Genomic DNA, 13,271 nt, shown 5'->3' with positions numbered 1-13,271 from the left:
TCAGTTGGTAGAGCAACTGACTTGTAATCAGTAGGTCCCGAGTTCGACTCTTGGTGCCGGCACCATAAAAACAAAAAAGCCACTCAATCGAGTGGTTTTTTTGTATCTTCATCTTGCCCCTGCTTACACAGAGCTCCCGCTCTTCTGAATAGTTAAGCTTAATGATGATGCACTGCCGAAAGCTCAGCTTCAATTGTTTTCAAATTAGAGCTAATCATGCTATCTCCCAAGAAAGCCAGCACACGCTGTAGCAAGCCGATTCTAATAAGCGATTCACAATAATCAAAATTACAATCAATTTTCTCAAAGCAGATTTTCGCCATACTTTACTACCAGAGAACTCCGCACTCTGCACTCTGCAAGCTCAAATTGTCAGCAACGCTGCTTTTAACTTAGGTAAAGTAAGTTTTATAGATTACAAAATATAATTTTAGCCCTGCCATCAGCGAACTTGTGTCACTTTTTATCAAGTAGATCCTTCAAAAATACATCAGCTATAAGAAACCCAGCCCAGATTTCCGCCACAATGCTCAATCAAGCATCGATTGAACGATATATTCAATAAAACTTAGCAAAAGAGCCTAAAAAGCACTTGCGTGCTCTAAAACATCACTATATTATACGCGCACTCCAAACGAGACAGGCTTCGAAGCCAACAAGTTTGTAGTAGCAAATCTAAGATTTACTTAACGTAATACTTAGTTGCCCGAATAGCTCAGTCGGTAGAGCAGAGGATTGAAAATCCTCGTGTCCCTGGTTCGATTCCGGGTTCGGGCACCAACATTTATTAATGAGTTTGACTATTTACTTAGTAACTTGTTAAGCAAATAAGCCGGCATAGCTCAGTTGGTAGAGCAACTGACTTGTAATCAGTAGGTCCCGAGTTCGACTCTTGGTGCCGGCACCATAAAAAAAAACAGCCACTCAATCGAGTGGCTTTTTTGTATCTTGAGTTAACTCGCCGCGACGATAAATATTAAAACTTGCACGGGTATAATACCAATCAGTATAAGCATATAGTCATGCTTTAATGACCTTCACTGCATCTGACCTCCATATATAGAGGGGATCTCTTATGTATGTCTGCAACATACAAGACCATGTTATTTGCAACGAGCACAGAGCATAAAAACCTCGCTTTAAGCTCCCGTTTTGTTCTTAAAGGGTCACAGCATAAAAATCGCCAAAACTTGCCATTCAGCAGCGCTTAGGCTGCCTACTTCTGCTTTAACTGGAGCTATATAGGAATATCCATTATTGCTGCGATTCGGTTTGAATAAGTTTGCCAAAAATCGCTCTGAGTAGATCAACATCTTATGCTTAATGGTACAACCTAGTTGCAGAAATCCTGTTTTCACCCATAAAAAAAGGAGCCTTTAGGCTCCTTTCAAAAAGTAATCTATGCTCTACCAGCTTCGCATCTTATGGCCTTTTAAGGCATAGAATAAGATGAATAAGTAACATGGCAATCCTACCCAGTAAGCAACCTGAGTATTATCCGCAAAGTAAGCTACCTTACCGAATACCAGCGGTAAGATTGCACCACCAGAAATACCCATAATTAATAATGCAGAACCTTGAGCTGTATACTTACCAAGCCCCTCTAGTGCTAACGGCCAAATCGAAGGCCATACTAGTGCATGAGCAAGTCCCATCAGTGCAACAAAAGTCACTGTGTCTGGAATGACAGGGATACCACTCCAGCCCCAGATAATATCGGCAATCATAGTGCTTTCACGAGATCCTAGAGCTGCGCCAACCACACATAAAATACCTGCAATAGCTGACCCTAATAGCGCCTTTTCTTGACTAATAAACTTAGGAATACAAGTCACACCAATGATATAACCTACAACCATGAATACCATAGTGTAAGAAGTTAACGATGCGAAGTTATTCACACCTAAGGTTTCACCATATAAACCGATAGTATCGCCAGCGATAACCTCAACCCCAACATAAGCAAATAATGCAATTGCACCTAATACAACCTGTGGGAAATGAGTGATACTGCCCTTTTCTTGATGCTCATCTTCACCTTCAAATTCAAGCTCAGGTAGAGAAGAGAACTTAACTAAACCAATTAAGAAAGTAAGCGCAATAGCCATATAGATATAAGGCATAACCAGACGTGACGATAACTCGCTGATCTGCGCTTGACGTTCAGTTTCACTTAGCGCCGCTAAATGCTCAGCGGTGAAGTTTTCAAATCCTGATAATACTAGCGCGGTAAATAGTATCGGTACGATAACACCGGCACCTTTATTAATCAGTCCCATGATGCTGATCCGCATCGCAGCACTTTCTTTAGGTCCGATGTGCACTACATAAGGATTTGAGGCCGTTTGCAAAATGGTTAAGCCTGTACCAAGTACAAATAACGCCCCTAAGAAGATAATATAGTTAGCACTTTGCGCTGCCGGTATAAATAGAAGCGAGCCGACTACCATGATCGCTAAACCGATAGCCATACCATTCTTGTATCCGGTTCTTTTCAGAATGGATGACATAGGCAGTGCCATTACGGTGTAAGCGATATAAAAGGCAAACGTAACAAATAACGCTTGAAATTCATTTAGCTCACAAATAATTTTTAGAAATGGAATGAGTGAACCATTTAACCAAGTCACAAATCCGAAGATAAAAAAGAGCACACCTATAATGGTCATAGGCAGTATACTGCTCTTTGGGCTAGCTTGAGCCTGAGTCGTTGCTGTCATGTATTTAACCTGCTTCTTATAGTAATTAATTTGATGATACCAGATTAAACTGCTATCCCATCCTTCAATTGTTGCTACTTCTCGCTACAGGTAATTACCTGCTTATAATATCACCTGAAGCAATATCTTTAACCGCCCCAGTTGCTACTCTTTATCGTCCGGCTCACCCCGCCACCAGACCTTTGTTTCATCGATGTTAAAACATTGAGAAAAAAAAGACAACGCTGTCATTTTGTTTTATTACCACCTTTGATTGCTATATTAATCAGGTAAAGCAATCTCGATTGGCGGTAAGACGACTCGGTTTATAACTCAGATAGCTATCGTACATTCCTAGCTGCTGATCTTAGCTAAACACTAATCTTGAGTTTATCTCGAAACGAAGCACTACACTTTGACGAAGACACCGCGCTTGTACATCCAATACAAAACTAACCACTGCACCAGCAATAACGCGATCACACTCATTAATGATTGCGCGTTTTCAGGAAAGCTGCGAATTACTCCACCAAACACGCTTTCCGCTGTGTATTTCCAATTAACAATGCTGCTGGCAATATAAATCACGATGGAGTTGCAACCGATAACAGTGAAGAAAAAAGCCCACTTTTGTACTTTAAGTACATCAATAACCGTATAAAACAGCGCTAATAACAAAATACTCCAGCCTGACGTCACCAAGGTAAAACTGCTGGTCCAAAGCGTTTTATTAACTGGAATAAGCGGAGAAACCAACCATCCTATAGCCACAAGAGCCACACCTGTTACAGATAATATCGCCACCTTAAACCATTCACCTTTTGCATGTGGCTTAACAATAAAGTGACCCACAAACACACCAAATAAACCATTTACTACGGCAGGAATGGTCGACAAAATCCCTTCAGGATCGACAGCTGCTCCTTGGTAAGTGATCCCTGGCAATAGCATTGTATCAATGGCTGCGTTAATTGAGCCCGTTGCGCTAAACGCACCGCTATCATCGAGGGTGATAAATGGAAAAGCTTGCAATAACGCATATCCAATTAAAATTGCTATAGCTGTAATTATTTGAGTTCGTAAACTGGTATGCCAAACCAGTAAAGCACAAAAGAACCAAGCAAATGCAATGCGACCTAAGACACTAGCGTAACGGATCTCACCTACCGCTAACGGTGCACCGGTTCCCCAACCATGGTTATAGATGACTCCAAACAACAGCAACAAAAAAAGTCGCTTAATCGCGTGCTGATACAATGGCATCCGCTGAGGCAAAGGTAACTTATCTAACCGTTTTGGCGATAAGCCTAGGGCAACACCTGAAAGAAATATAAATAATGGAAAGATTAAATCGTAGGAGGTGAAGCCATGCCAAGCGCTGTGATGCATCTGTGCATCAAACCATTTAAAACCTGCCCAGCCGGTTAAAATAAGTAGAGCAGCAAATAGTGCTTCTCCACCTAGAATCCAAAACATATCAAAGCCACGAAGGGCATCAAGAGACTTTAATCTTAGTTTTTTTAACGGTTTGCTATTCACTTCAGCAGCTGCATTAGCTGAGTTTGTTGTAGAGTCTGCTGACAAGTTTTGATTTATTGTAGTCATCTAAACAGCCTTTTATATTATTTTTAATCATGGCTTTTATCTGGATAAAGCAAAGCCTCTTTAGTTAACACTTCAGAGGCTTATATAATTTTACAGCATGTTAGGCACTATCCCTTACGCTTCGGAGTAGCGCTATTTAGCTTGAAAAACTAACTCACCACCTATGTAGGTGCGCGCAACGTTAACGTTATCATCAACTAACAGTAAATCTGCGCGGCCGCCGATCCTAAGCTGACCCATTCTATCGCTTAAACCTAAATATTCAGCAGGATAAAGTGATGCCATACGTATCGCTTCATCAGGGGTTAAGCCCAGCATATTAATGCTATTAGCAACTGCACCAGCCATATCAAGCACGCAGCCTGCAAGCTCACCTGTCACAGCATTAAGCCTGTCGCCTACACGTAATACTTGGGTACCAAACAGCTCAAAACTCACTTCATCATCAAGCCCCACAGGCGGCATTGCATCTGTCACTAACATGACTTTACCTTGAGGTTTTGCATTAATAGCCACTCGGGCTGAAGCAGGATGCACATGATGACCATCTACAATGAGTCCACACCAAGCGTCTTTGCTCTCAAGTGCTGCGCCAACCATGCCAGGATTTCTAGAATCAAGCGCTGACATCGCATTAAATAGATGGGTGAAGCCATTTGCCCCTGCAGCAAGTGCTGCTTTTACAGTGTCATAGTCGGCATTTGAATGGCCTAAACAGACCTTTACATCGGCCTCTACTAGCGCTTTAATCACATCTGTAGAAACATTTTCAGGTGCTAAAGTTACCACTTTAATCCCCAGATCTTGGCGGCTAAAGATTTCGAGCTCAGCATCTGAAATACGACGAATAAATGGCTGTGGATGCACACCTTTTTTCGGCACACTTAAGTGTGGACCTTCAAAATGGACTCCAACTACACCCGGAGTTTTAGCCTCTAGTGCTGCAGAAACTGCATCTGCAGCCTGTTGCATAACACTAACATCATCGGTAATCAAAGTTGGTAAAAATGCAGTGGTACCAAATTTAGCGTGAGCTTGACCAATAGCTGAGATCCCCGCAACACTAGGTGATGCATTAAATAATACGCCACCCCCGCCATTAACCTGCACATCAATGAAGCCTGGTGTTACTAGTCCACTTACGCGAGACTCATTTACACCTGTTACTGTATCAAATGCCACAATATGGCCATCTTCAAACGTTATTGGCAAGTCAGTATGGAAACTCTGTCCGTCAAACACGCGATCTGCAATTATCGTCTGTTTCATTTTATTCTCACTTACTGAGCTTGTTTGCGGCATAAATAACTGGCCACAAACTTAGCATTAAATTGTTAGGCTTTTGCGTGCTGCTGTTGCGCAAAGAAGGCGGCTCCCCACTCTGGCGGCTGAAGAATAGGCGACATTCTATCTAGCACGTCCTTATCTAGCCAAGGTGATAGAGGCTCTGCTAGGCCACCTATCATTGAAAATCGTGGCGGCTCAATTACAAATAACTTACGCGCAAGTTCACTAATGTAACCAGCGCCCTCTTTGACAATATCTAAAGCTACCTCATCTTTTTCTACTGCACTTTCAAAAACAATTCTTGCTAACTTTGCATAAGTACTTGACGATTGACCCGCAAGATTCTCAACGATACCTAAAGCATTGTTCACTTCAAAATATTCAAACAGACGCTGACTTAGTTTAGTTTTCTCACCAAAACCATCTAAGTCGAGTAAAGCACTTTCGCCTGCTTTCAGGCCAAGCCAAGCACCACTACCTTTATCGCCAAGCGCAAAGCCGTGTCCACCAATAAATAGCTCTTGATCTGCGACACGTGCATAACCACAAGAGCCCGTGCCAGTAATGATAACTGCACCCTCTTGGCCTTGATGCGCACCAATACAAGCGGTGTGCAAATCTGTTGTTAAATACATGCTGGCGAAAGGATGGTCCCAGTTGGCAATATCTTGATATAGTCTTGGCACATTAACGCCCGCCAAGCCCAACCCAGCAATCAAACGTTTGCTATCACTAGGCCCTAAGCCAGCATCAGCTAACGCTAGTTGGGTTGACTCTTCAATTGACTGAAACGTTTGAGCTAGGCCATGAAGTGGGTTTGCACGACCTGCAACCCCAGTACCTAAAATACGATAATCACTAGTGTAAATAGTTGCACGGCACTTGCTACCGCCGCCGTCGATCCCTATATAAAGGAACTCTTCTTTCGTCTGGCTCATGTCCATGACAAACCTCTTTATCGTTCTCATTCTTCAACTGCAGAATGGGTGTAGACTTTATATGCAAGCCACTAAGTTAATTCCATGTTACAACAATAATGACAGCGTTGTCATTTACTTTTTAAACTGCTTCAACAAAAGATAAAAAACGCAGCCACACCCACATGCAGCTGCGTTTACGCTGAGTAATTACTTACATTCGCGGTAACAACACCTGTTAGTCATTTGTTACTCAACAACTAAGGTGCGTCCTTTACGTTTACCATCAGCAGCAATAACACGCACTTCAACAGGCTCTGTAACAGCGGCTCCAGCTTCATAAGCTAGCCAATCACCACCAGCAGTCCGATATTCAATGTCAAGTCCAGGGAAAATCACATTTGCAAACAGCTTACCGTCTTTAATAACTGCTCCTGGTGTTGGCACTCGATAAGCAATATCAGCTTTATCTAGCTTAAGTAATTCTTTGCTCCCCACAGTGTTGGCAACTCGATACCAATCATCACGCTGTACCTGACGCATCTCTTCAGTAAAGAAACCACTTTGTTGGTTGTATACTGCGCCTTTATATTGATATGGCACTTCCCAACTAGGTTTATGCCACGCGCGCTCTGCTAACATGATAATGCGCGGAAACATCATGTACTCAGCGACATCATCGCTGCGAATAGTCTCACTCCAAAGCTGACCTTGGATCCCAGCAAAGCCAATAGACTCCTTCAGTGGGCCACTGATAACCTTGCCAGACTCATCCTTTTGAACTGTATCATCAGCTTCAAAAGGTAAGTTTTCAATGTCAGTCCATTGCTCTGCATTAGCAGGTAAGTTACCAGGCATGAAACTATGAATTTTCTGCGAGTTAGTATTACGACTTGCCCAATAATAACCGTGCTCTTTAGGATCAGCTTCATATGGGAAATCGAAATATAGTACCTCTGGCTGACTCAGTACCGCATGCCAACCTAGATTAGCTTGTTGGTGAGCGCGCTTATGTCCACCATGAGCAACAACATCCCAAATATTCGACTGTGCTTTTGCAGGCATATTTTCAGGTCGCGTATGGCTCATGCCATCACTCCAGCCAGCAGCCTCTATACCTTTATCAGCAAGCAGTTTTGCCGTTCGCTCAATAAAGTACGCCCCAAGCTCATCCATGCTAGTGACGCCCTTGTCATTATTAGCCACGAAGGCTTTACAAAGTGGCGACTCAATCCACGCTCCAGCGGTTTCATCAGCTCCAATATGGTAAAGGTTTAACGGTACACCCGCTTCTTTGTGCATAACGGCAATTTCGTCAATCACTTTATCAATAAAGTTAAAGGTCGACTCCATACACACATTAAGGGTGTTATCGTTGTAATATTGGATAGATGAGTAAACCGTCTCATCTTCATTGTCAGATAGCAGGAACTCATTTGCAGCTTCTTGATCGCCTTGTGCCATTAATTTACGGTATCTTGCTTCCATCGATTTTATCGCTGCACGAGAATGTCCCGGCATATCCATCGATGGGATCACCTGAATTTGCCTGTCATTAGCATATTTAAGAATTTCAATGTAATCAGCTTTGCTGTAGTAACCATTCACTTTCGTATCGCTAAACGGTCCACTACCTAACTGCGGCAATAAGCAAGTATCTTCATTAAGATCATGACAACGCTTGCTGCCGACTTCGGTTAGCTCTGGTAAACCATTTATCTCTAAACGCCAACCTTCATCATCAGCCATATGCAAATGAAGCTTATTCAGTTTATAGGCAGCCATTTGATCAAGTAGATCTAAAATAAGCTGCTTACTATGGAAGTTACGCGAGACATCGACATGCATACCACGAAAATCGTAACGTGGCGCATCTTCTACTGCTACTTCACTAACAGTGAGAGTTTTAGGGTTAACTAAAGCGGCAATAGACGCTAAGCCATAAGAGAAACCAGCATCGTCAGCAGCAAAAACTTGGATCTTGTCTGCAGAGATATCTAAACGATACTCTCCTGCAACTTGGGCAGAGCTTAATGGCAGTAACTCCGTCTTAACTCCCTGCTCTGTTTGCAAAACCCCAATACGCGCTAAACGTTGCAAGGCCGCATCAACCACAGCGGGATCGACATCTTTAAAATCAACCTTGAGCCCCGGTTTAAGAGATAGCGCTTGCTTAGAATCTTTGATAATCAGTTTATTTGGAGTGGGTAGAATGCTGTTTTCGGCTAGTGCGACATCAACAGGTGTATCTAGATTATTCTGATACAACACATGACTTTTCGCCCACTCAAGTTTATCTGTTTCACGGCGCTTATAATGAGCTTCGCTGTCAGTAAATGCGGTGACATATGGACGAACTTCCATTCCGGTTTCAGGGTCAACTTCAAGTTGAGTGCTAGCGATAACGACTGGCGTTAACCCTTGTGCCACGATGTAATAGTTAGGCATAGCATCGGTTTCTGACAATAGCCATGGCTCGCCACGAAACTCAATCGTGATAGTCTCGCCCTTTTTAAAACCTTTAAACCCAGCTGCGGGTTCTATCTTGTGTAGATCACCTTGAACTTGAGTGATAGTAAACTCATCACCAACTACACTTTGGATTGGCCGCATTTGTGAATAGTAGATAGCCCAATCCTTACTATTCAGATCAAATTGCGAGGTTAAATCGATTGCAGCAACGAAACAGCGAGGCTCACCTTCACCTTTATCGCAATGTTCACCGGGGATATTTGTTATCAAACGATACTGGATATCCAATGTTTGACCAATTTTATTAAGCAGATCTTGGGTTAATTCATTTGAATTAACTAACTGTGACGTTTTACTCTGAGGGGACGTGCTTTCTTCAGTAACTTGCTTTGAGCAAGCACTTGTCGTTAATGCCAGAGCAACTGCTGCAACGATTAATTTAATCTGCATAATTTTCCTTAATTTGAATTGTTATTTTATAGGCGGAATGTTTTTACTAGTTCTCGTAACTTCTCCCCCTGCAGAAATAAACGATCACTAGATTGAGCCAATCTTTCACTGTCGGTTGATGCAGCATCTGAGGAGGCTACTAATTCGTTTAAACTAACAGAAATACTTGATGTCACTTCAGTTTGCTCTTTTGCGGCAGCTGAAACATCGAGATTCATGCTACTAATATTCGATACAATTTCCGATACTTTAGTTAATAAGCACTTAATTTCATTTGAATGTAGAACAGCTTTATCTGACATGCTTTTACTCGAATGCATTGTTTGCACAGTATTTTTAACGCTGCTTTGCACCATTTGAATCATCTTTTGGATCTCGCCGGTAGCTTGCTGAGTGCGGCTAGCTAAGGTGCGCACCTCGTCAGCGACAACGGCAAAGCCCCGCCCCTGCTCACCCGCTCGGGCAGCCTCAATTGCAGCATTAAGCGCAAGCAAGTTAGTTTGCTCAGCAATTGCATTAATCACCACCACAACCTCATCTATTTTTTGGGTTTCTTGCTGTAATTGCTCAACAGATTGAGCCGATAAGGTTAACTCTTGGGCAAGACTTTCGCTTAAGGCGAGCCCTGAATCAAACTCGCTATAGCTGTGCTCTACTTTCTTATCTGCATCCGTAGCCGCATCAGCGGTAGCTTTAGCATATTCTGCAACATCATTTGCTCGACTACTTAATTGAGTCATGGCTGCGACTGCTGACTCAGCATCGATTAGTTGTGATTGCACTCTTTGATGGTTAACACTTGAAAGCGAACCGAGTGCTTCGGCATCGTTTAGGATCTGAGCTGATGTTTCATTAACTTTAGAAATGCTAAGGTGAATTTGGCTAACAAACTGGTTAAACGACGCCGCGAGTCGACCCACCTCATCATCACTCTCAACCGGTAATTTATGACTTAAATCGCCATCACCACAGGCAATTTCATCCATTGCATGTACAATATGCGCTAACGGCGTGGTTACCAAAACTTTTAAAATCACATAAATCGCTGCAAGGCTTAACAGTAAAATTAGCGTTGCCATCACCATATAAGTTAACAATAAGTCACTTAAAGCTGACTGCATATGTAACGCTGAAAACGTAATTTTCATCTGCCCTGTCGATTTACCATTATTAGCAAAACTAAGTGTATGCACTGTTAAATCATCAGAACTGACTGTAGCGGCTTGCTTTACTGAGCCAATATCTTGACCACGGTGATCCTTCAGTTCAATCGCATATATTTGAGGGGATTCAAGCAGCGCCGATAATACCGCGTCAATTTGCTCAAAGTCATAATAAAATACCGGTTGTGCTAAAGTCACTTCAAGGCTTGCTAATGAGTTATTTTGATAATCAACAAACGCTTGTTGCAATCGAGACTTCTCTAACCAATAAGCACCGGTAAATAAAATACTCACCACGATAAATAGTGCGCTAGCTAAACCAATCTGAACTTTTAACGATAAAGACTTCATTTAATTCACACCCCTTATATCAAATAGATCAAGCCACAATTCAGGGCGATTGACCGGAGTTAATTGGTGTAACCCCGGAGTGTCGATACGAATGACAACACGCTGGTTAAAATTAGCTTTGGCGTAAAGCTCCTCAATTTTAAAGTAATGATTATATTGCTCATCAAAACTGCCATCAGCGACCATTGACTCTAGCCCCTGAAGTAAATCTTTAGCTAACTGCGCTTGCGATGGAGAAACAAAGAAATACGCAGGAGAGCGATATTGCAGCAATACTCGTTCATCGACTTTCAGGGCAGGGTCAGGGTGCTTAGCGAGTTCTTGCCAAATCTCTTGCGCACCTAACGCTAGATAATCAAATCTTGCCCCTTCAAGCATTGGATATAAATTTTTATATCTATAGCTAGTAACAATAGGAAGATTTGCAGATTTGATGATGTCGGCATCGGGCCAGTAGTGGTTTTGTCCTGCAGTAAATTTCGCAAAATCTTGACGATTTGAAATCTGATTAAACTCTTGCTGAGATTGCTTACGGATAATCAATAACCTATTACCGAGCAAACCTTTGAAGATGGGGATCCTGATCGGTAATAACTGCTCTTCTAAAGGACGGGATGTCATGCTCCAAAACACATCAATGTTGCCCGCTAGCGATTCTTCAACCTTACGCTTTTGGTTCATTTCTGTAGTTATAGTGTTGACTTGATAACTACTATCAACTCGCTTTAATGCAGCTTTCATCAATAATAGCTGCCAACTATCTGGAACGGTTGTATTTACTGTCTTAGCAGCCGCTAACGGGCTTGCAATAAGAACACCGAATAACATCAGTACTATAAAAAAATGCGCTTTAATCATCATTAAGTACTCCATTCAAACCTGAAAGTAGACGTTAACTATGTTGGGCGATAGTAAGTAAAAACAGCATTAAACTTATAATTATTTTGGCCTTTTTAAAAAAATGGCCGAGTGCTTTTAAACACTCGGCCCACAATAGTTTCTGGGGAGAGACTATATAGGAGTAACAAACATATTCGTTTGTTTAAAAACATAAAGTAGGAGACCTCATCCTCTTCATGTAGACCTTACAAACAACATGTCACACAAGCAGATGACAACGCTGTCATTTATGAACATACACAAACCTGAACAATATATCTACATTTTTTTGACACTTTTATTCCAACAACTGCAAATGTTAAGCGCAACACCTTGACTTACTGCGATAAAACACAAAATGGTCGACGAAACATTTCAATGACAACGCTGTCAACAATTGATAACATCTCTTTGGTTGGTTCAAATTTACAGCAGTCAATATTGATAAAAACATCAAAGGAGATAATTGCTAGGTGCAGATAGAACGGCAGGAAAGCTCAATTAAATACTTACCTATTACATTGATACTCTTAGTATTCTGGTTTGTATTTGTTTATAGCAATACTGATGGTATCGAGCTTGTGACTCAATATATGCATTACAGTGTCTTAGGCATTGTAGGTGCGATCTTCGCCAATTCTACTGGTGCCGGCGGCGGTGTTATATTCATTCCTGCATTTAACAGTCTTGGTTTTAGTGTTGAGCAAAGTCTGGCAACCTCATTTGCAATCCAGTGCTTTGGCATGACAACTGGCACAATTAGCTGGCTACACTATTATAAACAGCAACAACAGCATAATTGGCAGCAATTACCACTATTGCTCACTTGCTTAATCCCAGTCTCTATTGCCGGGTTATGGACAGTTGAAGCTTTAAATATTCGACCAATCGACAATCTAGAACAATCTTTCAGTGTATTTTCAATCATATTAGGTTGCGCACTCCTGGTTAATCACTTCAAGCAGTCGGGCAAACTAACACCCTCACCACAAGCTAGTTTTAACGTAAATAAAACAGAGCTTTGCATACTCGCAACTATCACTTTTTTGGGAGGCATGATAACCGCATGGTTATCTGTAGGCGTTGGCGAGCTCATTGTGATCTACTTACTATTAAAAAGAGTCGAAGCAACATTGGCTGTTGCTGTAGGCGTAATAGTTACAGCGGCAACAGTTTGGAGTACGGCAGGATTGCACTTTAGCGCCAGTAGCGATACCTATTTTAGCGTCGTAGCCGTCGCGGCACCGGGGGCCGTTATAGGAGCATTACTAGCTAAAAAACTAGCTCTGTTTCTACCAATAAAAACATTAAAGTTGTTTTTTGCAGCTTGGATTATTTTGTCCGGTGCTGCGATTTTAATCATGGAGTAAACAAGTAAAGTATTAACCCAATTGAGACCGTTAACATCGAATTAAACTCAATATACAAATAATAATTAGAGGTAAATC

General features: G+C 41.9%; 8 protein-coding genes and 2 tRNA genes. 3 read left to right on the top strand and 7 right to left on the bottom strand.

The genetic code is table 11. The features are described from left to right. Positions 1-704 precede the first annotated feature (704 nt). Both L884_RS0110910 and L884_RS0110905 read left to right on the top strand, forming a co-directional pair. Positions 705-780, top strand: a tRNA-Phe gene (locus tag L884_RS0110910). 51 nt (positions 781-831) lie between these two features. Continuing rightward, positions 832-907 (top strand) — tRNA-Thr (locus tag L884_RS0110905). 499 nt (positions 908-1,406) lie between these two features. Here the strand turns inward: L884_RS0110905 and L884_RS0110895 are convergent. From L884_RS0110895 to L884_RS21965, 7 genes are all read right to left on the bottom strand, one after another. Beyond that, entirely contained in the window at positions 1,407-2,720 is a 1,314-nt protein-coding gene (locus L884_RS0110895; RefSeq protein ID WP_028767543.1) for a sugar MFS transporter, read from the bottom strand. 387 nt (positions 2,721-3,107) lie between these two features. After that, positions 3,108-4,304 (bottom strand): transmembrane glucosamine N-acetyltransferase NagX, encoded by a 1,197-nt coding sequence (gene nagX / locus L884_RS0110890; protein WP_051435607.1) that lies wholly within the window; start codon positions 4,302-4,304, stop codon positions 3,108-3,110. Positions 4,305-4,436: 132 nt separating this feature from the next. Continuing rightward, entirely contained in the window at positions 4,437-5,573 is a 1,137-nt protein-coding gene (gene nagA, locus L884_RS0110885; RefSeq protein ID WP_028767541.1) for an N-acetylglucosamine-6-phosphate deacetylase, read from the bottom strand. Between the two features lie 65 nt (positions 5,574-5,638). Continuing rightward, entirely contained in the window at positions 5,639-6,535 is an 897-nt protein-coding gene (nagK, locus tag L884_RS0110880; RefSeq protein WP_028767540.1) for an N-acetylglucosamine kinase, read from the bottom strand. 222 nt (positions 6,536-6,757) lie between these two features. Further along, entirely contained in the window at positions 6,758-9,430 is a 2,673-nt protein-coding gene (locus L884_RS0110875) for a family 20 glycosylhydrolase (RefSeq protein ID WP_028767539.1), read from the bottom strand. Between the two features lie 26 nt (positions 9,431-9,456). Continuing rightward, positions 9,457-10,944 carry a methyl-accepting chemotaxis protein gene (locus L884_RS0110870; protein WP_028767538.1) on the bottom strand — a complete coding sequence of 496 codons (1,488 nt, stop codon included), beginning with the start codon at positions 10,942-10,944 and terminating at the stop codon, positions 9,457-9,459. Next, positions 10,945-11,772, bottom strand: a complete 828-nt coding sequence (locus L884_RS21965; protein WP_374991377.1) for a pilus assembly protein PilM — start codon at positions 11,770-11,772, stop codon at positions 10,945-10,947. Between the two features lie 524 nt (positions 11,773-12,296). On the opposite strand from L884_RS21965, the gene L884_RS0110860 reads away from it, so the two are divergent. Beyond that, on the top strand, positions 12,297-13,193 hold the full coding sequence (locus tag L884_RS0110860) for a TSUP family transporter (protein WP_028767537.1): 897 nt from the start codon (positions 12,297-12,299) through the stop codon (positions 13,191-13,193). Positions 13,194-13,271 lie beyond the last annotated feature (78 nt).

The organism is Shewanella fidelis ATCC BAA-318 (genome assembly GCF_000518605.1).
In the GTDB taxonomy this organism is placed as follows: Bacteria; Pseudomonadota; Gammaproteobacteria; order Enterobacterales; family Shewanellaceae; genus Shewanella; species Shewanella fidelis.
Note: the sequence above shows the minus strand (reverse complement) of the source record. Positions and strands in the feature narration are given on the sequence as shown.